Source organism: Chlorogloea sp. CCALA 695, assembly GCF_003003885.1.
In the GTDB taxonomy this organism is placed as follows: Bacteria; Cyanobacteriota; Cyanobacteriia; order Cyanobacteriales; family Chroococcidiopsidaceae; genus Aliterella.
The window spans coordinates 14,554-38,612 of sequence record NZ_PVWN01000046.1; the positions used below are offsets into that span (position 1 = coordinate 14,554).

23 protein-coding genes and 1 pseudogene are annotated in these 24,059 nt (G+C 39.8%); 10 read left to right on the forward strand and 14 right to left on the reverse strand.

Going from position 1 to position 24,059, the window contains the following annotated elements:
• Window positions 1–5 precede the first annotated feature (5 nt).
• Entirely contained in the window at window positions 6–1,160 is a 1,155-nt protein-coding gene (gene devC / locus C7B70_RS18670) for an ABC transporter permease DevC (protein WP_106370516.1), read from the forward strand.
• A gap of 19 nt (window positions 1,161–1,179) precedes the next feature.
• Entirely contained in the window at window positions 1,180–1,848 is a 669-nt protein-coding gene (locus C7B70_RS18675; RefSeq protein ID WP_106370517.1) for a GAP family protein, read from the forward strand.
• A gap of 121 nt (window positions 1,849–1,969) precedes the next feature.
• On the opposite strand, the gene C7B70_RS18680 is transcribed toward C7B70_RS18675, so the two are convergent.
• From C7B70_RS18680 to purN, 4 genes are all read right to left on the reverse strand, one after another.
• On the reverse strand, window positions 1,970–2,578 hold the full coding sequence (locus C7B70_RS18680) for an RES family NAD+ phosphorylase (protein WP_106370518.1): 609 nt from the start codon (window positions 2,576–2,578) through the stop codon (window positions 1,970–1,972).
• Window positions 2,575–3,243, reverse strand: coding sequence for a hypothetical protein (locus tag C7B70_RS18685; RefSeq protein ID WP_106370519.1), 669 nt, complete (start codon window positions 3,241–3,243; stop codon window positions 2,575–2,577). The genes C7B70_RS18680 and C7B70_RS18685 overlap by 4 nt, the downstream gene beginning before the upstream one ends.
• Before the next feature lie 137 nt (window positions 3,244–3,380).
• Entirely contained in the window at window positions 3,381–4,121 is a 741-nt protein-coding gene (locus C7B70_RS18690) for a Uma2 family endonuclease (RefSeq protein ID WP_106370520.1), read from the reverse strand.
• Between the two features lie 22 nt (window positions 4,122–4,143).
• Entirely contained in the window at window positions 4,144–4,794 is a 651-nt protein-coding gene (gene purN / locus C7B70_RS18695; protein WP_106370521.1) for a phosphoribosylglycinamide formyltransferase, read from the reverse strand.
• 18 nt (window positions 4,795–4,812) lie between these two features.
• Between purN and C7B70_RS18700 the strand changes: the two genes are divergently transcribed.
• The gene (locus tag C7B70_RS18700) at window positions 4,813–5,697 is read left to right on the forward strand and encodes a carbohydrate ABC transporter permease (RefSeq protein WP_106370522.1); all 885 of its coding nucleotides are present in this window, start codon (window positions 4,813–4,815) and stop codon (window positions 5,695–5,697) included.
• Here the strand turns inward: C7B70_RS18700 and C7B70_RS18705 are convergent.
• Window positions 5,694–6,398 carry a bacteriorhodopsin gene (locus C7B70_RS18705; RefSeq protein WP_106370523.1) on the reverse strand — a complete coding sequence of 235 codons (705 nt, stop codon included), beginning with the start codon at window positions 6,396–6,398 and terminating at the stop codon, window positions 5,694–5,696. The two genes, C7B70_RS18700 and C7B70_RS18705, sit on opposite strands and share 4 nt — an antisense overlap.
• A gap of 90 nt (window positions 6,399–6,488) precedes the next feature.
• Window positions 6,489–7,253 (reverse strand): glucosamine-6-phosphate deaminase, encoded by a 765-nt coding sequence (locus tag C7B70_RS18710; protein WP_106370524.1) that lies wholly within the window; start codon window positions 7,251–7,253, stop codon window positions 6,489–6,491.
• A 278-nt stretch (window positions 7,254–7,531) separates the two neighbouring features.
• Between C7B70_RS18710 and arsM the strand changes: the two genes are divergently transcribed.
• The 3 genes from arsM to C7B70_RS18725 all read left to right on the forward strand — a co-directional run bounded on the left by arsM (window position 7,532) and on the right by C7B70_RS18725 (window position 10,125).
• Window positions 7,532–8,491: an arsenosugar biosynthesis arsenite methyltransferase ArsM gene (arsM, locus tag C7B70_RS18715; RefSeq protein ID WP_106370525.1), complete on the forward strand. Its 960-nt coding sequence runs from the start codon at window positions 7,532–7,534 to the stop codon at window positions 8,489–8,491.
• Window positions 8,492–8,551: 60 nt separating this feature from the next.
• Complete coding sequence (gene arsS / locus C7B70_RS18720) at window positions 8,552–9,538, forward strand: arsenosugar biosynthesis radical SAM (seleno)protein ArsS (protein WP_106370526.1); 987 nt, start codon at window positions 8,552–8,554, stop codon at window positions 9,536–9,538.
• A gap of 89 nt (window positions 9,539–9,627) precedes the next feature.
• Window positions 9,628–10,125, forward strand: coding sequence for a pyridoxamine 5'-phosphate oxidase family protein (locus C7B70_RS18725; RefSeq protein ID WP_106370527.1), 498 nt, complete (start codon window positions 9,628–9,630; stop codon window positions 10,123–10,125).
• A 181-nt stretch (window positions 10,126–10,306) separates the two neighbouring features.
• Here the strand turns inward: C7B70_RS18725 and C7B70_RS18730 are convergent, their stop codons facing one another.
• Window positions 10,307–10,900: a DUF3177 family protein gene (locus tag C7B70_RS18730; protein ID WP_106370528.1), complete on the reverse strand. Its 594-nt coding sequence runs from the start codon at window positions 10,898–10,900 to the stop codon at window positions 10,307–10,309.
• Between the two features lie 100 nt (window positions 10,901–11,000).
• A complete protein-coding gene (locus C7B70_RS18735; RefSeq protein ID WP_106370529.1) occupies window positions 11,001–11,222 on the reverse strand; it encodes a Calvin cycle protein CP12 in 222 nt (73 codons plus the stop codon).
• A gap of 287 nt (window positions 11,223–11,509) precedes the next feature.
• Between C7B70_RS18735 and C7B70_RS18740 the strand changes: the two genes are divergently transcribed.
• Together C7B70_RS18740 and trmB are read left to right on the forward strand one after the other, a co-directional pair.
• On the forward strand, window positions 11,510–12,709 hold the full coding sequence (locus tag C7B70_RS18740) for an FIST N-terminal domain-containing protein (protein ID WP_199192356.1): 1,200 nt from the start codon (window positions 11,510–11,512) through the stop codon (window positions 12,707–12,709).
• A gap of 15 nt (window positions 12,710–12,724) precedes the next feature.
• On the forward strand, window positions 12,725–13,360 hold the full coding sequence (gene trmB / locus C7B70_RS18745; protein ID WP_106370531.1) for a tRNA (guanosine(46)-N7)-methyltransferase TrmB: 636 nt from the start codon (window positions 12,725–12,727) through the stop codon (window positions 13,358–13,360).
• Here trmB and C7B70_RS18750 read toward each other — a convergent pair.
• Together C7B70_RS18750 and ppsA are read right to left on the reverse strand one after the other, a co-directional pair.
• Complete coding sequence (locus C7B70_RS18750) at window positions 13,357–14,862, reverse strand: dolichyl-phosphate-mannose--protein mannosyltransferase (RefSeq protein ID WP_106370532.1); 1,506 nt, start codon at window positions 14,860–14,862, stop codon at window positions 13,357–13,359. The genes trmB and C7B70_RS18750 overlap by 4 nt on opposite strands.
• A gap of 34 nt (window positions 14,863–14,896) precedes the next feature.
• Complete coding sequence (gene ppsA / locus C7B70_RS18755; protein ID WP_106370533.1) at window positions 14,897–17,329, reverse strand: phosphoenolpyruvate synthase; 2,433 nt, start codon at window positions 17,327–17,329, stop codon at window positions 14,897–14,899.
• A 377-nt stretch (window positions 17,330–17,706) separates the two neighbouring features.
• On the opposite strand from ppsA, the gene C7B70_RS18760 reads away from it, so the two are divergent.
• On the forward strand, window positions 17,707–18,870 hold the full coding sequence (locus tag C7B70_RS18760) for a hypothetical protein (RefSeq protein WP_106370534.1): 1,164 nt from the start codon (window positions 17,707–17,709) through the stop codon (window positions 18,868–18,870).
• A gap of 68 nt (window positions 18,871–18,938) precedes the next feature.
• Here C7B70_RS18760 and C7B70_RS18765 read toward each other — a convergent pair whose 3' ends face one another.
• Both C7B70_RS18765 and C7B70_RS18770 read right to left on the reverse strand, forming a co-directional pair.
• Window positions 18,939–20,255, reverse strand: a complete 1,317-nt coding sequence (locus C7B70_RS18765; RefSeq protein WP_106370535.1) for a DUF2330 domain-containing protein — start codon at window positions 20,253–20,255, stop codon at window positions 18,939–18,941.
• A complete protein-coding gene (locus C7B70_RS18770; RefSeq protein WP_106370536.1) occupies window positions 20,255–21,130 on the reverse strand; it encodes an RnfABCDGE type electron transport complex subunit D in 876 nt (291 codons plus the stop codon). Before C7B70_RS18770 ends, C7B70_RS18765 begins: the two co-directional genes overlap by 1 nt.
• 369 nt (window positions 21,131–21,499) lie before the next feature.
• Here C7B70_RS18770 and C7B70_RS18775 point away from each other — a divergent pair, with 369 nt between their 5' ends.
• Entirely contained in the window at window positions 21,500–21,874 is a 375-nt protein-coding gene (locus C7B70_RS18775) for a hypothetical protein (protein WP_106370537.1), read from the forward strand.
• A gap of 163 nt (window positions 21,875–22,037) precedes the next feature.
• On the opposite strand, the gene cobT is transcribed toward C7B70_RS18775, so the two are convergent.
• A complete protein-coding gene (cobT, locus tag C7B70_RS18780) occupies window positions 22,038–23,141 on the reverse strand; it encodes a nicotinate mononucleotide-dependent phosphoribosyltransferase CobT (RefSeq protein ID WP_106370538.1) in 1,104 nt (367 codons plus the stop codon).
• Window positions 23,142–23,261: 120 nt separating this feature from the next.
• A pseudogene (locus C7B70_RS18785) lies at window positions 23,262–23,987 on the reverse strand (group II intron reverse transcriptase); the annotation flags it as partial.
• Between the last annotated feature and the right edge of the window lie 72 nt (window positions 23,988–24,059).

Consider the following 24,059-nt stretch of genomic DNA (forward strand, 5'->3'; position numbering starts at 1 on the left):
TAATTATGTTTAACAAAATCCCTCTAGCGTGGCTGCAAGTAACTAGAGAAAAAACCCGTTTAGCTGTAGCTATAGCAGGAATTGCTTTTGCCGATGTGTTGATATTTATTCAAATGGGTTTTGAAGGTGCGCTGTACGATTCCGCCACCAAACCTCATCGCACCTTGCAAGCAGATTTGGTGTTAATTAATCCACAATTTCAGACATTGTTTTCAGTCAAAAGCTTTCCAAGAGAGCGGTTGTACCAAGCTTTGAGTTATGAAGGAGTCAATAAAGTTAGTCCGTTATACATTTCTACCGGACAGTGGCAAAATCCTGAAACCCGCGTTAGTCGGGCAATTTTGGTTTGGGGAGTCGATCCCGCAAGTCCTACTTTCAAGTTTCCTGAAGTAAATCGGAATTTAGACCAGCTAAAGCTATTAAATCAGGTACTGTTTGACCAATCTGGTCGTCCTGAGTATGGCAAAGTTGCAGATATTTTTAATCAAACAGGTACAGTAGAAACAGAGTTAAATAACAAAATTATCAGTGTCAAAGGCTTGTTTACCAACGGATCGTCTTTTGCGGCGGATGGCAATGTTATTACTAGCGACTCCACATTTTTACAACTATTTCCCGATCGCACACCAGCAGAAATTGAAGTTGGTTTAATTAATTTAACCCCCGGTGCGGATATTGAGCGAGTGCGAAGTCAATTAATCACTGGTTTACCCAATGATGTCAAAGTGTTAACTACCGAAGAATTTGCCCAAATTGAAAAAGACTATTGGGCAAGTGGTACGGGTATCGGCTTTATATTTGGTTTGGGTGTAGGAGTGGGGTTTATTGTCGGGATCGTAATTGTCTATCAAATTTTGTATGCCGATGTCTCTGACCATTTGCCAGAATACGCCACTCTGAAGGCGATGGGTTATACAAACCTATATTTGCTAGGAGTTTTGACCCAAGAAGCGTTATTGCTGGCAATTTTGGGCTTTTTGCCAGCTTTTGCCCTTTCTTTTGGACTGTATCAAGTCACCTATGCAGCTACACTTTTACCAATTTCAATGACCGTAGATCGAGCAGTAACAGTATTAGTGCTAACAATTATTATGTGCAGCGTTTCTGGTGCGATCGCCATGCGAAAACTCCGCTCCGCCGATCCTGCGGAGGTTTTTTAATCTCCATCAGTGTAATTAAATGCCATCTTTACTTGCTTATCTTGTGGCGCTCGCTGCCTTAGACAGCCTCAACCCCACTACTACAGTATTCCAAATTTATCTACTTAGTACCCCTAAGCCAGTTCCTCGCTCTGTGGCATTTATTGCTGGAGTATTTATTACTTACTGGGCGGCGGGACTTGCCGTAGTAATAGGAGTAAGTCAATTAAATATCACTTTTCAACTGCCAAATTTAGCGCTATACATAGTTCAACTAATTATTGGCGTAGTCTTATTTTTGTTTGGTTGGAATCTTAAAGATACTGCCTCTGATTCCCAAAAAATTAAGCCTCTTTCTCAGCTAACGACTTTTCAAGCTTTTCTAGTTGGAGGTGCGGCGACGCTTTGGGACTTCCCGACGGCGTTGCCTTACTTAGCGGCGATTGAGCGGATTAGTACAACGCAGTTTGATTTATTAACAATAGTGAGCATTCTAGGAATCTACAACACTATCTTTATTTTGCCTCTAGTTGCTTTAGTTGGAATTTACCTTTATCTAGGCGATCACAGTGTAAATTTGATTTCTGCTATTAATCAATCGATCCGGAAATGGGGACACAAAATATTGCGATTTCTATTGATTGGGCTAGGCATTGTCCTAATCGTCGATGGGATTGCTTTTTTTCTAGGACAACCAATTTTTCAATAATTTATCCAATTACACGCAACGATTCAAACTCAACAACCCGCTCAGAATCTTTTAATTTCGGGGTTAGAACCTGTTATTTCTGCCTAACAAAAGATTTAATAGTAAATTAGCTGAGTATACTTTAATCAATAAGCCCAAACTTGTAGGTTTCTAAAATTGTAGCCAAGGTTTTTTGAAAGCTTCTATTTGTACAGATTTGCTTATTACCAATCGTAAATACTGGTTTTGCTCGGTCAAAAATAGCTGCACAAAGCTGAGAAAGATCGTGCCGGGCGCGATAATAAATTCCATCTACTTGAGATGGGTGATTCCACAATGCTAATGCCCAACGTTGAGCTACTTTATGCTCTGCAACAGTTAGACGAGCATCAGCGCTTAGGTGGACTACGCCAGAGCCACTTAAATCTACTAATTGCAAAGGGCGAGTACAAATAAGCTGGCTAATACTACGCAGAGACAATTCTCGATAGGATATTACCTGAATACCTGTTTGGCTACCAAAGGTTTCAATAAAGCAGCCCTGGGGGTCAGCAGCGATGTACATTACCCCATATTCTTGCGCTGGAGCGTCAAAGCGGTTTGCACCAGAGTCGCCAAAATACAAAGGACTGTGGCGGATCTGATGAATGCGAAACCAAGATTTTTCTATTTGGATAATAGGTAAATTCTGCGCCTGTAAGTCGGTGGGTGGCTCTGGATGAAGACCTGGAGAACCTGATTCTACTGTCAAGCGGCTCCCTGCTCTCCATAAATTTTTGCTGCATTCATAACTACTTCTAAATTACCCTCACGTAGCAATTCTAAAGGTGATAGCCCACTCAACCTAATATTACCGTTAATCATCCAAGCTGTTTGCATCCAAGGATCGCGAACTTGGAGATGCTGCAACACTTTTTCTAAACCGCGTAGAGTTTCTCCTGTACCAAATTGCCAGGCTGGATAAACATACGCACGTCCCGCAAGTAATCCGATAAGTTTGCCGTTTAACCGTCGCTTATCTACAGCTTGGCGTTTAATTCCTAAAATCTGTGCTGCTTCCTCAGAAGATACAATCCCACCTTCGGCTTGAAGTAGCTGCCGTTTTGCTATTAATCCTCGGATTTTCGCCTCAGCTAAAGGATCTCTAGACGGAAGAACTTGCATAGCTTCCGGCAGTTGCAACAGTGCCAATAATAGATCGTAATCCGTAGGCGCAGCCGTTGCTTCTTCTAAAGAAACCTCGTCTGTTAGCGTTAGTAAGGCTCTGATCGCACGAACTAGAAAAATTTGCTTGACTTCTTTCCTACTATGATTAAATTCTGAGACTAAAGGCAACAGTAGATCGATTGATTCTCTAGGCAGTTGGTTAATACTGCCGTGTAACTGAGTTTTCTTTTCTTCAATAGTCAAACTCATAACCGAGCCTCCCTTGGTTGCTTAAGTATATCATTTGCTATAGCAAATACTACGTCAACTTTTATAGGTGGCAGGAGTAGATTTAGTAGTGTTAATGGGACTTGCTGGCGATCGCGTGATTATTTGCCTAAAATATTTCAAAGAGCATCCGTATCTATACCACTTGCTCTTAACCTAGCAAGGAGAGTTTCTAACTGTTTTTCGGCATTTTCTGCTCTTAAACGTTCTTGGTCGGCTTTTAAACGTTCTTGGTTTGCTAATTCTTCGGGGGTAAAATATCTATTTCCCTGCTGATTATACCAATACAAAACCTCACGCTCTAAACCACCACTCCAACTTGTAGCGCGTCCAATTCCTAAATCAATTTCCGCCATCCAAAAAGGTTCGCCCGTTTGCAACTGATATTGCTCGTCTACTAACTTATACACTTCAAAAGGTTGGTGTTTGTGACGCTTCCAGTATTCGGGATTATAGATTACATAATATAAAACTCCTAATTTGGCATAAGTTGCCATTTTGGAGTTATATTCTCCCCCTGGGGTTTGCGATACCGTTTCTAAAACAAAAATGGGTTGAATGTAATCTTCTTCCCACATTACATAGCTTTTGCGCGATACATTCCCCGGCTTGCGGCGACTGGTTCCCAAACTCAAAAAACCATCAGGGACTACAGGGACTAAATGATTAATGCCCGTGGTGTGATAAACTCCCATATCAACAGCGAAAAACCAATCAGTACGCTCTGCCCAGATAAACTCTAATAAAAACAAGAGAAAATTGGGAATAAAATTTTGATTTTCGTTATCCACTGGCGCGTCGTCTGAACACGGCAATTGGTCGCTACTTGGTAAGTTGAGCTTGGAGTCAGATTTTACCATTAGATAATTCTCAATTCTTTTCTTATTTTAAGTTTGAATTAGCCGCCAGGGCGATCGCCTGTGGTAATATGCGGTGTTCTTGAATTTGGATGCGATCGTGTAAAGTTGCGGCGGTATCGTTGGATAATATCGGCACGGCAGCTTGACATAAAATAGTTCCGCTATCTACTTCTGGACTTACTAAATGTACCGTACAGCCAGTTATCTTAACTCCTGCTTCTAGGGCTTGTTCTACGGCTTTGACTCCTTTAAAACTAGGTAATAAACTGGGGTGAATATTAATAATTTTTTCGGGAAAAGCATTAATTAAAACTGATGTAACTATTCGCATCCAACCAGCCATAATTACCCAATCGACATCGTAACGCTGCAAACACTGAATGATTTGTAAGTCTAATTCTTCCCGGCTACCAAAATCACGGTGATTTAATAAAACTGCTGGTACATTCCACTTATATGCACGTTCTATAACTTTTGCACTGGGATTGTTGTAAATTAACACTTTAATTTGAGCGTTTAGTTGCCCATTTTTGATAGCTTCTGCTACAGCTTCAAAATTACTTCCACTACCGGAGGCTAAAACCCCTAGTTTTAAAGGTGTTTCCTTGTTTGAAACCGAAGAAATACTTGGAGAAATTAAACTAGCAGTATCATCGACTGAAAACAGCGTCATACAGGAAAAAATTTGTAAATGGCAAAACTATATAGTAGGGCGTGGTGGGATAATGAGGAAGTCGCCGCCTGGATATTCTTAACTCCAGCACTCCTATTTTTGGGCGTATTTCTCCTCTATCCGATTGCTTATTTGTTTTACATCAGCTTTACGGCGGGTAGCTTTACATCTTCTGGTGTCAAATGGATAGGTTTAAGAAACTATTGGCGTTTGCTAGTTACTCCAGATTTTTGGCAAGTTTTAGTTAATACTACTTATTTCACCTTTGCAACGGTAATTCCTAGCTTAGTAATTCCTTTGGGATTAGCCGTACTATTAAATCGCTCTATTAGCTTAAGAGGAATATTACGCAGCGCCTATTTTTTGCCTTCTATTACGTCTCTTGTTGCTGCTGGCTTGGGTTTTCGGTGGCTATTTCAAACCGAAGGCGCTGTAAATGGACTATTAAATATATTTGGATTAACCCCGATTCCTTGGCTAAGTAGCACCGTTTGGGCAATGCCTGTATTAATTTTACTCAGTGTTTGGAAACAAATAGGTTTTAATATGGTGGTGTTTTTAGCAGGATTGCAAGCAATTCCAATTAGTCGCTACGAAGCGGCGGAACTAGATGGCGCTAACTCGTGGCAGCAATTTCGGTATATTACTTTACCAGGATTGCGCCCGACAATTGTTTTTGCGGCGATTACTACAGCAATTTTTACCCTCAGAAGTTTTGAGCAAGTGTATGTAATAACTGGCGGTGGCCCGTTAAACTCTACTAACTTGCTTGTGTACTATATCTACCAAGAAGCCTTTGGACAATTTGATTTTGGTTATGCGGCGGCGGCGGCTACAATATTACTTGCGATCGCATTACTACTGGTATATCTGCAATTGCAAACCTGGGAAGAAGATTCTTAAATGGCTGACGATTCGTAGCTTGGTATTGATCCTGTAGTTTTTTCTAAGGTGTGCATAGAGTTTAAAGATAAAAATCCAAACCCAACTTTAGAAGTTATATCCAACAAAGTATAAAACATTGTCTCTGTACCTTGATTGATAGCACTAAATCCTGTATTCCCCAGCAGCCAGACAATCGGGTAAAGCGTCCATAGCACTAAATGCACCGATAACAATTTACGAAATACTTTTTTAGCTTGAGGATAATTTCGCTCTGCTTGTTTGCGATATTGATTGACTAGCAAGTACACCGTAGCCAAGAAAGCGAAGCAGCTAACAACATACCAAATATACCCTACCGTCCTATCGGCGGAAATAGTCGCCACAAAGCCTGTAGCAATCATATAAGCATTAGCGCCTAGTAAGCTTGCGGTAATAGGTAAGCTAGTTTTACCCAAAAAAGTCAAGTCAATAATTAGTAACGGTGTAGATAAAAACCAAGTAATATATCTTACCCAAACCGTAGGACGACCTGCAATAACACTTCTACCTTGACCTAGTGCCATTGATAAATATAAACCCGCCGCGATCGCACAGATGAAAAAATTAATTGTAAATAGTATTTTCCACCGCTCATTTTTGGCATTGTGCGCGCCAATTCCAAAAAAAGCCGATCCTAGTGTCATCCCAATTACACCAATCCACAGCCAAACCTGACCCATACTAAACCTTGAAACCTAATAACGGTTAATTTACTAAGGTTTTGGTACTTTGACTTCCTCAAAAAGTAGGAAATTGAACTGTTAAAATTGCTACAGTTCGCTTGCTGAATCTGTATCTAAAAACAACGTTGCTTGAGCAAACTTGCGTAAAATCGAAGCTGGGCAAGTTGTAGAAATGGGAAGTTGCAACATATTTTTTACCGCCGTAGCTTTCCGCTTTTCTGGCGCTAGGCAAAGTATTTTATTGCTACCACAAATTTGGGGAACTGTCAAGGTAAAAGCATATTGCGGCACATCTTCAATGGTATAAAAATAACCCGCACTTACTTGTTGCTGGCGGGTAATTGATTCTAACTTCACTAAGATTATTTGCCTAATTTCGTCAAAAGATGCTACCGATGGTTCATTAAAAGCCAAGTGTCCGTTTTCGCCAATGCCAAGGAAACATAAATCGATAGGTTGCGCTTGTAATAATTGAGTATAGCGATCGCATTCTCCTAATGGTTGGTCGCAGTCGCCAACTATGTAATGAAAAACCGCAGAACTTACTTTTTTTTCGACGTTTTTGTGCAAATAGTAACGAAAACTCCCTGGATGTTGGGGGTTAATTCCCAAATACTCATCAAGATGAAAAAAGACAACCCGCGACCAATCTACACCACCCAAGGCAATTAGCGCTTCTAAAAACTTAAGTTGAGAATTACCCGTCGCTAAAATTATCGTCGCTTGACTTTGTTTTGTTAGCAGAGTTATTAAATAATTTTGGGCTATTTTTGCCGCATCCTTTGTTAAAGTAGTTGGGTCGTAGATATGTACTGTTAGATCGTCAACTTGAAAGTTTTTTACAGAACCCATTTATACGCTTAAAAGATTTTATCCTTGAGAAACTGCGATCGCATTTACATCTATACTACGGTCAAATAATACTCGAGGCTTGAGTAAAATCTTAAATAGCAGCAATACTGATTACAATTCTTCAGGGGTATTTTGACGCTTCCATTGTCCTGGACGATAAAATAATATTTCTACTAAACAGTGTTGGCTATGTATTGTGAGATTAATGTCTAAATCCCTCTGTAGGCATTACTTTACATAGAAAAAAATACTAAAATGATTTAAAAATGCGATCGCCCATGACTTATCTTGAAACCGCCGCCCAGTTTTATAGTGATGTAGCCGAGACTCCTCAAGTTGGGCTATGTTGTGTTCAAAGTACCCCTTTGCAGCTACCAGGGTTAAATATTCCCACCCAGATGCAAGAAATGAATTATGGCTGCGGTACTACCGTCCACGCTGCCGAACTTGTAAACCAACCAACGGTGCTTTATGTAGGGGTTGGTGGCGGCTTAGAAGCCTTGCAATTTGCTTATTTTTCTCGCCGTGCGGGGGCAGTTATTGCCGTAGATCCAGTTCCCGCCATGCGCGAAGCCGCCGCCCGTAATCTGCAAATCGCCGCTCAAGAAAACCCCTGGTTTGAAGCAAATTTTGTTGAAATTAGAGCCGGGGATGCTTTTAAATTACCTGTAGCTGATGCTTCAGTAGATGTAGTTGCCCAAAATTGCTTGTTCAATATCTTTGAACCTGCGGATCTTTCGATTGCCCTGCAAGAGGCGTATAGAGTCTTGAAACCCGGTGGACGCTTGCAAATGAGCGATCCTATTGCGACACGTCCTATTCCTTCTCACCTCCAGCAAGACGATCAATTAAGGGCAATGTGTCTATCGGGGGCGCTTACTTATGAGGAATATACAGCACGAATTGTTGATGCAGGCTTCGGACAAGTAGAAGTGCGATCGCGTCGTCCATATCGACTTTTAGATAGTCATACTTACAATTTGGACGAGCATTTACTTTTAGAAAGTCTTGATTCTGTCTCTTTCAAAGTCCCAATTCCCGAAGATGGGGCTTGTATTTTCACAGGAAAAACCGCTATTTACACCGGAAAAGAAGCAATTTTTGACGATAATGCTGGGCATATACTCCAGCGTGGTATTCCCGCCGCCGTCTGCGATAAAACTGCGGCAAAACTTGCCTCCAAAGACGTAATTATTACTAATTCTACTTGGTACTACGATGGTGGCGGTTGCTGCTAAAAAAAATTAAATAGTTTGAATGAATACATCTAATATTTCTGACTCATTTAGTTAATAATTATGGTGCAAACAGTCCTAACATCTTTCAAGGATAAATTAAATTTACCTCTAGTTAAGAAACAAATAACTACCTTACAAATTAATTTGGGTAAACGTTGCAATCTTGCTTGCGCCCACTGTCATGTAGAAGCAAGCCCGAAAAGAACAGAAGAACTTAGCCCAGAGGTTTGCGATCGCCTAATTGAAATTATTAATACATTTCCCCAAATCCAAACCGTCGATCTTACTGGTGGTGCGCCAGAGATGAATTACGGATTTAAACCTTTAGTAAAAGCCGCTACAAAAGCCGGGAAAAAGGTAATTATTCGCTCTAATTTAACTATCTATTTTGTATCAGGGTTTGAAGATATACCTGAATATTGTGCTAAACATCAAACTCAAATAGTTGCTTCTTTGCCCTGCTATTTAGAGGATAATGTCGATAAAATGCGAGGTAAAGGTGTTTATAACGATTCAATTGCAGCCCTGCAACGTCTCAATCAATTAGGTTATGGAAAAGATGCTAATTTAATCTTAGATTTGGTATATAACCCGCCAATACCAGTCTCAGATAAATTTAGCTTAACTCCAGAGCAAACTAAGTTAGAGCAAAGTTACAAAGCATACTTACAAGAGCATTTTAATATAGTTTTTAATAATTTATACACAATTACCAACTTGCCAATTGGGCGAACTAAATTTCAATTGGAAAACAAGAAACTGCACAGACCTTACTTGCACTTTTTAGAGTCAAACTTTAATGCTAGTACCGTTGAACATTTAATGTGTAGAAGTGAGCTTTCAATTGATTATTTGGGCAATGTATACGACTGCGACTTTAACCAAATGGAAAATTTACCAGCTAAAACTCGTAATGGTGAAACATTGACCGTTGCTAAGTTGTTAGAATCGGGAAGTTTAGATTTGATTAATGAAATTAAAACTGCTCCTTATTGTTACGGCTGTACGGCGGGGAGTGGTTCTAGTTGTGGCGGCGCTTTGGTGTAATTTCGCTAAGACTTGTGACTATAGATAGAATAATTCTGTCACCACAAATGTTACTTGTATAGGGATAGTTGATAACAAAGTAAAAATTAATGAGCGATCGCACTGGCAATATTAAAAAGCTGCACGACATGGTTAAAGACATCAGGTTTGCCATGCTGACTACTGTAGAAGAAGATGGCTCTTTACGCAGCCGCCCAATGGCAACCCAAGAATTTGAATTTGATGGCGATTTATGGTTTTTTACGAGCGCCGATGCGACTAAAGTTAACGAAGTACAGCACGAACACCATGTTAATGTTAGCTATTCTGAACCAAAAGATCAAAAATATGTTTCGGTATCAGGTACAGCCCAATTAATCCGCGATAAATCTAAAATAGAAGAACTATGGAATCCTCTATTTAAAGCTTGGTTTCCTGATGGATTAAACGATCCTCAACTTGCGCTGCTAAAAGTTAGTGTAGATAAAGCTGAGTATTGGGACTCGCCATCTAGTAAGGTAGTGCGTCTATTAGGGTTTGCAAAAGCACTGGTCACGGGTAAACAAATTGGTAATCCTGGCGACAATGCCAAAATTGAAGAGATTTAGCAGCAATAATTGACCTATCAAGGTTATACAAATAAGTTAGTGGCGAGCGCCTTTTAAACAAGCGCTCAACAACGCTTAAAAATAGTAAAGCAACTTTTACAATTGTAAAGGTTGCCTTAAAATGCGGTTCTACAGCCAATTCATAAACAAAAAGCTTACTGAGCAAATTAACTAATCTTACTCACGAAATTGCCGAGCGCCCTTGCTTACCTAGCTTAAAGAATACAAAATAGATTAAGCAGCCAACATAAAATATTAAACCCACCGTGCCTAGAAAGCCTAAAAATCCTGCTTGGCTATTAGGATGAAAATACTCTTTAAATAGCAGTGGTGGCTCTAAAAAGGCACGACAAAAAGAAGATGAAACCGCTTCCTTTGAGATTGCACACTGTAAAAAAGGGAGTGTAGAAACTGCCCCAATTACACAAAAAATTGATACCGCCCACCGCCAAGCATTAAAACTCAATGTTAAAGCCCCAGTCGAACGATCGGCAATTTCTTCATTGATATCTACCCAAAACCATAGAGATATTGGGATTAAAATTCGCGCCATTATTCCCGAAACAAAACCCACAGGAAAGGCGGGGATTAGTAAATAAACAGAAATTGCCAGCAAGCTAGACACGCGCCAGTAAATAGTTAATAAGCGCATTATGACCTCGGCTTTTTGCGCCAATGCCCATAGTAGTAAGATTAACGGCAAAATTACTGTAAATATGACACCTAAACGATAGTCTGTCCAAATTAGAGAGCGGAGCCAAGTTTCAGCAAGCATAAATTAAATTAGCGTGATAATAAAAAAGCAACGAAGTACACTCCTTAGCTTAGTGTTCTACGTTGCTAAAAATTTAAGCAGGTTCTGCTACTTTTTAGGGTTATTCTTCGTACAGACGGCATTCATCAGCGCCGGGGTTGTCATCGCAGTATCGCTCTAAAGAAGTTTTGGGTTTTACTTGGCGCTTGTGGGCTGCTTCTGCTTGCAATTCTTCTACAACGTCCCAAGCTGCGGCGCATTCTCCTGATGTAGCGCCTTCAGTACCACAGACAGTACGGGCTTGATCTCTTTCTTCTTCGATTTTTTGATTGATGTTGCTCATAAATTTTTTTGCAAATGTATTCCTGTGTCTATTATAAGAAACCTTTGATGGTGAAAGTTTCTTATAGCAAGGTAGCATCAAAGATGTTGTTTGCTTGCTTCTAAAGGCTAACACGCACCATTGCTCGTTTTCCGCTCTCAAAGGAGGTTACTAAGTTCTAATCCTACAGGCGAACATACTGTAGTTTTGAGAAATTTATCAATAATATAAGTCTAACTAATGCAATAGGGGGCGATCGCACTTTGGTATCTTGGTGTTATGACCATTGGGTACAACTCATGACCAAAATGCAGTGGGCGAATGCCTTATCAACTCAAGCGTCTTTAGAATCAGCCGTAGCGGAGGTTGTAGAGCGTGCTACTACTATATTGCAAGCTCCCGCCGATTTAGCCATAGTGTTTATTTCGGCAGCTTTTACTAGCGATTATCCCCGGTTGCTGCCTTTGCTCAAGGAAAAACTTACAGATATAAAAGTGTTAATTGGCTGTAGTGGTGGAGGGATTGTCGGGGTATCCCAGTCGGGAGAAATGCAAGAATTGGAAGATTTACCAGCTTTGAGCTTGAGCCTAGCATACTTGCCAGACGTGGAGATTCAGTCTTTTCATCTTGTGCCGGAGGAATTGCCCGATCTTGATAGTCCGCCCCATACTTGGGTAGATTTGATTGGTGTAGAACCCGACCAATCGCCGCAATTTATTTTGTTATCCGATCCCTTTTCCAGTAAGATTAACGATTTATTACAAGGGCTTGACTTTGCCTATCCGGGATCTGTAACTGTAGGCGGTTTAGCTAGTGGTGGCTCAAATTCTGGAGTTACAGGCTTATTTTGCAACGACCATTTTTACCGCGAGGGAACTGTAGGCATAGCTTTAAGTGGCAATATTGTTTTAGAAACTATTGTGGCGCAAGGATGTAGACCGATTGGTAAGCCTTATCAAGTTAGTTCAAGCGATCGCAATATTATTTTAGAATTAGACGAAAAGCCGCCTTTAGAACAATTACGAAGACTAATTGACAGCTTGAATGAAGAAGACCAACGTTTAGCACAAACAGCTTTATTTATTGGTGTGACGCGAGATGAATTTAAGCAAGAGTTGGGACAGGGAGATTTTTTGATTCGCAACTTGTTAGGGGTAGATCCTCAAGCTGGGGCGATCGCCATTGGCGATCGTATTCGTCCAGGTCAACGGATTCAATTTCACCTGCGCGATGCCCAAACTTCCGCAGAAGACTTAGAATGGTGGCTGCAAAAGTACCAAAATTCTAGCCAATCGCAGCCCAAATCAGCAGGTGCTTTAATGTTTTCTTGTTTGGGAAGGGGTGAAGGGTTGTATGGAAAGCCAAACTTTGATTCTGGTTTATTTGGGCGCTATTTAAGCGATATTCCGTTAGGTGGTTTCTTTTGTAGCGGTGAAATTGGCCCAGTAAGCGGTAGCACTTTTTTACATGGCTATACTTCGGTATTTGGTATTTGTCGTCAACCTTAAAGTTAGGAGTTAATATTGTCACCTGTTCGAGTTCGTCAGCACGTTAATCCGTTAGCAATTAAGTACATAACGCCAATTTTGCCTCTTGATTGGGAGCAAATTTATCTCAACTCTACTCAACCTCTGCATTTAGATATTGGTTGCGCGAGGGGGCAGTTTTTGCTAGAAATGGCAAAACTAGAACCTAGTTGGAATTATTTGGGATTAGAAATCCGCGAAGTTTTAGTAGATGATGCGATTTTAACTACTCGCAAACTAAACCTAACTAATCTGCATTATCTATTTTGCAATGTCAATAATCCTCTCGCACCTTTACTAGAATCTCTTTCCCCGAAAATGTTACAGCGCGTTACGATTCAGTTTCCCGATCCTTGGTTCAAAAATCGTCATGCCAAAAGAAGGCTGTTGCAGCCGCAGTTAGTCGCCGAATTAGCGACTTATTTAGCTAGTGGTGGGATGGTGTTTTTGCAATCAGATATTGAGGGACTATTGTTAGAAATGCGCGATCGCTTTGCAAGTCACCCAGATTTCATACTGCAAAGTCCAGAACCATTACTAACACCCAATCCTTTACCTGTAGCTACTGAAAGAGAACAAACGACTTTGTTACGCGGTGAACCTGTTTATCGGGCGATATTTATCCGGTGTTAAATCCAATTAGGTAAAAATTGCTTGATCCATAAGGGTAATTGCGAGTAGTTGAAATAAGGCAAACGTAGGCGATATTCGGCTAAAGATAAGGGTAAACCTAAATAAACGGGCATCCAGAAGACGAAAGCTAACAGAATCGAGAAAATAGTTGTTAAACCGAGGATTCGGACGAATGAACGGTAACTTTGCAACCAATTATTTACAAAAAAGGCGATCGCCATTCCCGCAAATACTGAAGCACCCATGTAGTGATAAATGAACGTGCAGCGCGTTACCGGAATCCAAGGTAGCAAATTAGCCAGCCAATTGAGGACTAAATATAAAATAATCCAGTTGTCAGTAATTTGGCGATCACTAATTTGAGGAAATAAGCTAAATTTTTGCGTAGACAAGCTATATCGCAGCACTAACCACAGCATATAAAAAATAGCCGCAGTAGACAGCCACCACAATAACGGATTGCCCATTGCATGAACATCATAAATTACATTTGCGGCGGTTGCTGGGGGCGCTGGGGTATCAAAAGCTAAGGGTACGGTGGTGTTATCCGCCGTGCGATAAAAGTAGGCTACAGGACGCAGCATTAATAGCCAGGTGTACCAATCAGAGCAGTAAGGATGCACTTTTGCTCCGTCGCCGATTCTTTCGTGATAAGACAAAATTTGTTTCTGCATATCCCAAAAGTTGGGAGTGGGGTTTTGTTGCAGGTGCGGAATCCAAGCAAGGCTATAAACGGCAACGGGGATAATTGCTAAGTAAATTAAAACGTGTCCTAACTTAAGCTGAGTTAGGTTTTGTAGCGGTGTAGTATTGTGGCGACCTATGTAAGTATTTTTGAGCGGATTTAGCCATTTAATCGCCCAAGCAGCTAGCCAAATTAGATAAATTCCCAGCAAAAACCATAAACCATTCCACTTAATCGCCGCCGATGCCCCAAACCACACCCCAGAGAGGGCTAGATAGAGGCTGCGTTTGATTCTATGATGTTTGAGTCCTAATAACAAAAACAACTGCCCTAGCAGCCCAAAAATCACTAGGTAGACATTATTGAGGGCGTAACGGGACTCTACTAAAAACAACCCATCGGTTGCGGCGAATAAGGCAGCAATTAGAGCGTAGTTGCGGCGTAAACTAATTTGATAGGCGATCGCAGCGACAACTAAAGGAATAAACGAGCCAGTTAAAGCATTAAGCCAACGATAGCTCCAAGTAGAACGCACCGAGCCTGTAAGATTATTGACGGTATCTTGTCCAATGGGAAGATGGCTACCAATCCAAATCCCCATCGCAATAATATACTGACTTAAGGGCGGATGAGCGTTGAAAAACTTGGTATTGGTTAGGTAGTTGTTGGCAAACTTGGCATAGTAAACTTCATCAAAGACAAAGGTATTAAAGCGCCCTAATCCCCAAAATCGTAGGATTATTGAAAATAAAAATATGCCTACTAAACCAATCCAAAACCAAGGAGTTGAGTTAGGGCGCTTGTTAGACAAGAACATATTACAAGGCTTCTTAGCTCAAAGAGTATTCAGACTAAGATACCTTTTCTGCGTCCGCTACTACGAGCAAAGTCTTGAGTACCGAATCAGGATTGAGACTAATAGAGTCAATACCTTGCTCTACTAAAAATTTAGCAAACTCTGGGTAATCGCTGGGTGCTTGACCGCAAATACCAATTTTGCGATGATTCTTTTTAGCCGATGCGATCGCCATTTGTACCATTCTCTTTACTCCTTCATTACGCTCATCAAATAAATGTGCCACTAAAGCCGAATCTCTATCCAAGCCTAGGGTTAGTTGCGTCAAATCATTAGAACCAATTGAGAAGCCATCAAATACTTGGCTAAATTCTTCCGCCATAATTACATTACTTGGCAATTCGCACATGACATAAACTTCTAGCCCATTAACACCTCTTTCTAAACCGTGTTTTGCCATCTCTGCAATTACGCGCTTACCTTCATCAGGAGTACGACAAAAGGGAATCATCGGAATAACGTTTGTTAAACCCATTTCATCGCGTACTCGTTTTAAGGCGTAACACTCTAGCGCATAAGCTTCGCTGTAACGCTCATCATAGTAGCGACTTGCACCCCGCCAACCAAGCATCGGATTTTCTTCTTTTGGTTCAAATTGTCTACCACCGAGTAAATTAGCGTATTCGTTGGTTTTAAAGTCGCTCATCCGCACGATTACAGGGTTAGGATAAAATGCCGCCGCGATCGTTGCTACTCCCCGTGCTAATTTATCGATAAAATACTGGGGTTTATATTCGTATAGTTGCGTAAGCTTGGCAATTTTTGCTTTAACAGTTTCATCTTCTAGCTTGTCGTAGTGAATTAAAGCCAGTGGATGCACTTGGATATAGTTAGCAATAATAAATTCTAACCGCGCTAATCCTACCCCATCATTAGGGATAGCCGAAAAACCAAAAGCTTCGGAGGGATTTCCCACATTCATTAAAATTTTAGTCCGAGTGCGGGGTAAGTTTTCTAAAGGTACTTCCCTAACTTCAAAAGGTAACAATCCCGCATAAACCCTTCCTTCTTCACCTTCAGCGCAGGAAATAGTTATTTCTTGACCATTTTTTAGAACTTCTGTAGCGTTATTAGTTCCCACAATTGCCGGAATCCCCATTTCTCTAGCAATAATTGCAGCATGACAAGTCTTCCCACCAGAATTAGTCACGATCGCACTCGCTTTTTTCATAATTGGTTCCCAGTCAGGATCGGTGCGATGAGTAACTAACACTTCTCCAGTGCGAAATTGATCGATTTTGTTAATATCTACAACAATCCTAGCTGCTCCTTGACCAATTGCTTCTCCCACACTGCGACCAATAATTAAAGGCGATCGCGCATCTTTTGAAGTAAAATGATAACTGCGTAAGATATTTTGGGATTTTTGCGACTGTACGGTTTCTGGTCTAGCTTGAACGATAAATAATTCCCCTGTTATCCCATCTTTTGCCCATTCCATATCCATTGGGGTATATTGGTTATGGATTTGGCTGTAATGATCTTCAATCACGCACGCCCATTTTGCTAGTTGTAAAATTTCCTCATCTTCTAGGGCATATTGAGCGCGGCTTGCTTCGTCTACCAATAGATTTTTAGTAAACTTAGAGCCGTCATCGTAAACCATTTTTAACTCTTTACTGCCTACTCTTTTCTTTAAAATTGGGCGGAATCCTTGCTTTAAAGTCGGCTTAAATACACTGTATTCATCAGGATTTACCGCACCTTGAACGACATTTTCCCCCAATCCATAAGCCGCAGATAGCAGCACAGCATTTTTAAAGCCTGTTTCGGTATCGATAGAAAACATCACCCCAGAACAAGCCAAATCAGAACGTACCATTTTTTGCACACCGACAGAAAGGGCTACATCTAAGTGGTCAAAGCCTCTATGATGGCGATAGGAAATTGCGCGATCAGTAAATAAAGAAGCAAAGCAACGATGACAAGCTGCTAAAACTCCTGGGGTACTATGAACGTTGAGATAAGTTTCCTGTTGTCCAGCAAAACTAGCATCAGGTAAATCTTCCGCCGTAGCGCTAGAACGGACTGCAACATCGGTATCAATACCATACTTTTGACATAATTGCAAGTAAGCTTTAGCGATCGCATCTGTTAGTTCTACAGGAAATGCAGTGTGCATAATTAACGCTCTTGCTTGTTTTCCTGTTTGCTGCAACTTATTTACATCATCTACATCCAAGTCAGCAAACAAGCTGCTTAATTGTGCTTTTAATCCAGCTTTCTCAATAAAGTAGCGAAAAGCATAAGCTGTAGTTGCAAAACCATTAGGAACTTTTACTCCCTTAGAGACTAATTGCTGGATCATCTCGCCTAGAGAAGCATTTTTTCCACCTACTAAGCCAATATCACTAATGCCTACTTGATTAAACCACAGAATTAGCGATCGCTCCTTGGCAGATGAGACAGACTCGTCCTGTGTAGCCATACTTACTTCCCCTTATTCCTATGCGTTTAGCTTTAATTAACTTATCAATTAGCTAGTTTTATTGTTTGACTATTTTTTGGTGATTTTTAGGTGTTCTTTTCCTTAAAATTCTAGTAAGTTAGTTAGTTTGCCGAAACTTGTTATTAACTGTACTTGACCTTACCCAAGTATGTGTTATATTTTGTTAAGTTTATCAAAAAATACTAAGTAATTTTAGTTTAGCTATTACACACAACTATCGAGATAAACACTTGCAAATCAATTGTGTAAAATTTTAATTAACTTCCTCAAACGTAGTAAATAAAAGATACTATTTTTTGAGTATGTGCTGACAATAAAGCTTTCAACACAATCGAACAAATTACAAAAATAGTAAAATGTCCATAATTGAAAAATTACGAAAAGTTATTATTTCATGGATCCAATATATTCGTGCCAGTATTGACATTAAAGCCAGAAGTCAACAGAGTAATGATATAGAAATATACATCTACTTACAAGAAAAAGGTATTTATTATGAAGATTATGGAAGATATTTATATCTACTACTAAGATTTTTGACATTTGCAGAAGGCAAGGTTGCTCTCGTCAAAAAAATCACTTTTAAGGATTACTATAAAATGGGAATTTATGGTACAAAAATATACAATCTTGACAACTTGGTTTTAGCAAAAAAGCTGCCGGAAAATACTGAAAGAAAAATATTTATCTACGATCAAGACATTCATAAATGGACATCAAAAACGTGGAAAAAATCAATCCATCTTGAACTGAATATTGCTTTACCTATTCCTTCCCATGATGATTGGGTCTTTATGCCTTATACAATGCATCCTTCCACTTACTCTACAGAACAATATTCAAATATCAAAAGCTTGCAAAATATGTATAGAAGAGTCCGACTACTTTTTGTAGGAAATGTAACTCATGATTGCTATGCAAATACCGACTCGAAAAGTGTTTTTGAAAAGTTCAAAATTATGACACGAGCAACAGCAATCAATACAGTAAACTCTTACTTAAGGGATGAAATACTAGCTATAAAAGATTGGCAACATATGGAGGTAATACTTAACGATGACTATCAACAAAAAGCTATTATCTTAGAAACAAATAAAATAAGTTTTAAAGTTCCACAGACAAAATGGTTAGAGGTTTTGGCTAAGAGCGACTTTTTTCTTTGCCCACCAGGAGTGAGTATGCCACTATGCCACAATGCTATTGAGTCGATGTCTGTAGGAACTATCCCAGTAATTAACTATCCTAATTGGTTTTTTCCTTCACTGAACCATTTAGAGAATTGCATCAAATTTACTAATAAAGAAGATTTAATAGAGGCAATTAAACTTGTTATGAATATGGAGAAGCCCCAAATCGAACAACTCCAAAAGAATGTTATTGAATACTATAAAAAATATTTATCTTGCGATAGTTTTTTAGCAAATACAATTTACAACGACAAGCCTAAACTGACTGTATTTATGAATGCACAAACAGACTATATACAAGATATTAGTAAGGATTCAATCATTCTAAACTAATTCAGCATAAAGTAAAAAATTGATAATAAAAAAGGCTAAATACTTAGCCTTTTTTATTTAAAAATAGACTAAAACCAGAACCTACGCCACCAAGGAATAGATGAGCTTACCGGAACATTATTTCTTCTACGAATATCTTGAATCTTCCACCCAGTAAGTTTAGCTAGAGTTTGCGATTCTTGTTCAAACCTGCGCGGTAAAGACCTTTGATACTGTTTTCCAGCATCGCATTTAGCTTCGCCATTAAAAGGATGATGCAATACATATCTACCTTGAAAGAATTGATTGTTAGCTGTTTCTTGAAACATCAAATCTTCAGGAAATTTATCACGGCTATAACGGACGTGCAACCGAGTAAGAAATACATTACTATTGACCGACGAATCTAACCAAAAAACGCCAGCTTTGCGTAATTCTTCTGGGTTTAAAGGTTCCGCCGAACAAGGGTCGCAACTTCCCATATTCCAAGCATATTCAAGAAAGGCTACTTTTTTATTCTCTTTGGTGTAAGAGTTTTGAAACATTGACTTGTAAAAACTGCCAAATTCATCTTTTACAAACAAAGGAACATCCGCATCAGAAGGAATATTTACTGTCCGGTAATTTGTCAGTTCTGCTTGTCCTTTTGGCGACAGAATATAGACAAGTAAATCTTGCTCGTTTGTTGAATTTATCATGCCTAAACGAATTGGCAATATAAATTTTGGCGACTCAAAAGCCATTGTTAAAGGTCTAAGAAACTCGTAACCAGATTTATCAAACTCGGCTAAGTTTACCTTAGCAACAAAAAACTTCATTTTCTGACGAATGTAAGGTTGCAATAGTTGTTTTGCACCTTTAGGAATTTTGTAGCCGTTAATATTTAACCAAGTCACTAAACCATTAGATTCTTTGGCGTTAAGAACGACAATATCGTATTCTCCTACAGTAAACTTAGCTTCTATAGTAACTCCTAAAGAGCGATCGCTTCTCCTCCTACTTACTGACTCTTGCGCTGTTGGCGCTGGTGCTTGTGCGCTTCTGAGAGAATCATTAAAATAGTTAGTTTCACAGGGATCTTCATCAAAGTATTCTACTAATCTAGGTGCGCTAAAAGCATCTAATCGTTCAATAATTTTACTTTCACCTACACGGACTTGATCGGCTTTTAAAACTACGGGTACAGGGACAACTAAAGCAAAATCTTTGACATCGCCTTGGTAGTCATTTGCCATAGTTAAAACTGTCCGTTTTCCATCCCTCGCAATTACTACTTGAGAAGCTTTGTTGTAAAGCTTTGCATCGGCTTTAGAAACATAAAATCCGCAAAAAGCCCACGCACTAGGGACAAAACAAATAACAGCTATAAAAACTATTATTAGTAACTTCGATAATCGTTTAAACATCAAAATCTCCAGAAGAATTGCAGAGGATTTTTTACAATGAGTAATGAATTATCATTTGCTTGCAGCCAAGTAAATTTTGGTGCAGTCCAAATAAAATCTAAAATAACTGTTAAGGGTGCAAGGGCGAATAATGCCCAAAATATAGCCGTAGAAACAAAGAATTGATTTCGCAAAACAAACGTTAATACAGCAATACAAATAACCCAAACATAGCGACCACTTTTAGCGCTAGGAATCGAGCGCGGATCAGTCAGCATAAATAGAGCAAACAACAACAATGAACCGCTCATAAGTCGGTGTAAAAATACATCTAAAGTCCAACCTAGCCAAATATTTCTAACCGCTTCTAACCCCGCGTAAGCACTTAAAAAAACAACGCTTGTATCCCATCTCCCTACTTGTTTTAAAACAATCCCACCCGTACCAAAAAATAATAGTGCATACCACCAATCATCCCCCCATTGTCCTGGTGAAACCCAAGCATCTGGAGTTAGAGTTAAAGCTGAAATAATCCCAAAATTAGCCGGATTAAAAAAATGTTTCTCGTTAAAATTAAAAATAAATTTGCTAGAGATTGCTAAAAACCCCGCCAAAACCATTGTTAGGTAACTGTCCGCACGTAGCAACAAACTTAAGCCTAAACCAGTAATTACTGCACTACGCAGTGAATGTAGTTTTAAAGGATTAGATAAAGTAAATTTTTGTGTAGACAAATAAGCTTTTATTTCTTCATTAGCCCATTGAGTAGTTAAGCAAGTTAGTAGCAAAACTATAATTAGTTCTGGCTTTAACGTCCAATCTTTTGTACTAATACCTAAAAATAGGAAACTAGCTAAGAACAATATTTGATAATCGCGGATATCTTCAAAAAACACGGTTTTTATCAATGAAACAATGTAATTGCTGCTAGTATGGCTGGTAAAAAAATAGATTAGTTAACGGTTACACAAAATGTAACAGCCTAAGTAGTAATACATATGAATGCGGGAGAAGTACGATCGCTTTCTTCTAAAGCGTTGCGATAGCCTTCAGCTAAAGTATTTTTATGACCAAAACTTAAAATTAGTTTTAAGCTTCAAATACAAAACATTACTTTTTGTACTTAGTTTTTAATATTTAGCAAATTGAGGTATTGACAAAAATAAAAGGTTTATGATAAAGAAAAGTTTTGTAAGCAAGCTATGCTTACTCAAGTGATTATTTAGGATAATAAAATAAATCGCTACTGGCAGTAAGGTTAAAAAATGGAGCCATTACAAAAACAGTTCACAACTTTAACTCAAAAAGTAGATGCCTTATATCAAGTCGTAGATCAACTAAATGGTCAAGTTACCGATGCTTTGTCAGAGTGCCGTTTAACACCAATGCAAGATGGAAATGGCAACATTTTAGCTACAGAAAATACTGGGCGCTACCCAAGTTTAGGTTACAGCAATCATCAGCCAGCAATAGAACATAAAGATGTTCTTGCCGATAATAGCTCCAAAGACGCGCACAAGTCTGGAGAAAAAGAATTAACACCAGAAATTCAAATCCGCAGGCTGACAGCCCAACTAACCGCCGCTTACAACCGAATTGCTGCTTTAGAAGAACAAATACTTGCTCAAAGAATCCACTAAAAAATATGGCGTTGCTGAATTGGTAATGGGTAATTGGTAATTGGTAATTGGTAATTGGTAGTAATTTTAATGAACAATTCCCAATGCGGTATGAATGAGGGAGATAGGAGAGTAGATACGAGAAAAATCATCATATTTTCAGCAACGCCAGAAATATTTGTACCTAACTAGCCAAATACTTACCTACCAAGCTTTCAATGGCTTGGAGCATTTCTACTTGCTGCCACGATTGAGTTAAATTAGCAGCAATACAAGCACCACCCGCGCCCATACCCTCTTTTACAAAGCCTCTTTCGTAAGCTTGGAGTTGTTCGTACTTAGAAAGAGCAAAACTTAGTTGGGTAGCAATTAGCGGTACATTAGCTACTTCTGTCGCTAGTTTAACGGTATTACCCGTCGGATCTTCCGCTACCCAACGGGTTGTCCCCACGACAACTTGCGTCGGTTGCCAAGCTAAATCGAAAGCTTTGACAATAGCTTTAATCAACGCATAAACCGCCAACATTTGCGTCCCGCCAGCGAGTAAAACTCCGCCGGAGCGACTGGCAGAAATTGCCATCCCTGCAACTACAATTTGCATAGGATCGCCTATAGCTGCAACTAATTGTAATGGATCGCTAAAAATATCTTTCCCTAACAATTTTGCCTGTTTTAGTCCGGCTTGTACTATTTCCCATTTTTGAGCATGGTTGCAAACTGGGTGACTACTATTAACTTTTCCTGCTGCTGCAATTCCTAACCCTGTTAAAACAGCAAGGGCGGTAGTTGTTCCCCCAACAACACATTCACCAATAATTACATAGCCCTGTGGAGTAATTTTTGCTAACTTTTCACCCCAAATCAAACCTTGCTCTAGGAGGTGTTGCACAGTTTTTAGTTCTAAAGCGCAACCTTGACTCAAACACTTTGCAGAAGTACCGCCCAAATCTATCGTGGGGACAACAGGCGGCTGGGGTAATCCGGCATTAAATAAATAAAGGGGAATAGATAAAGCTTCTACCACCGCACGAGAAATTAGCACTGGGGAAGCGCCAGCATGGAGAGGGGGTAAAGGGTACTGAGGATGCGACGTTACACCGTTGTACAAAAACTCTGCGTCTGCAAGGCAAGTATACTGGCGATCGCGAGAAGTTGCACCCGCCGCCGAAATTCCCGGAATTAAACCCGTGTCTGTAAAGCCCAAAACACACGCAAATACAGGTTTAATTCCTCGATAGCGTTGCAACCACTGCGTTCCTTGTTCTAATTGAGTATAAACACGAATCATAAGCAAGAAAAATCAGCGTTTTTCCTAGTGGCGTGTTAGAGTCGAGGGCTGGTATTATCCAGCGCCCCTCCCTGTTAGATCCGGACGTGCGACTTTCATCGCATCCGGCTCCCGATTCAATCAGGCAGTGCCTTTGCTCATGTGGGCGTAATCATGGCATGACTCATGTAGAGCTTCCAGATTGTTGTTTTTCCAGTTTTGGTGATTTCCATCTTTATGGTGCAGGTGTACCCGCTCCTGAGATGTAGTCTTTAATCCGCATCTGGCACATGAATGGTTTTGTCGTTTTAGGACTTTAGAGGTATTACCATCATAGAGCTTACTATTACGTTCGCTCCAATAGGTCAAATCGCCGTCATAGGGTGATTTATTCCCTTTAACGTTGATATGTTTATTTTCGGAGTGGAAAACTGTTGGGAAGGCTTTATCTAACAATGTTTTGCTAGTGTAGCGATTCAGCTTTTTTTCCTTATTGAACACCTTAAACGCTCTTGTTTCGATGTGATATAACGAGTTTCTAGACCCGTCCATCTTGCAGAAGCGATGGTAATTCCTCCACCCTCTAACGATGGGAGCTAATTTCTCAGCTTTTACCTTCGCACCATAGTTACTGTTGTTGACGATGTGTTTTACTTTCTGACGAAAGGCTTTGAAGTTGTCCACTGAGGGGACGCATCTAAACTTCCCGTTGCTTTGCACTTTAAAGCGCCAGCCGAGGAAATCAAACCCATCTGTCGTAGCGGTTATTCTGGTCTTCTTTTCACTTACCTTTAATCCGCGTTCTGCTAAAAATTGGCTAATTCGTTCAAGTATTTGTTCAGCATCATCTTGAGGTCGGAGAATTAGTCGGGTAGGGCAGGAGCATTACTGCTCCCTTCCCCCCTAGAAACCGGACTTACAAGTTTCCAAGTATCCGGC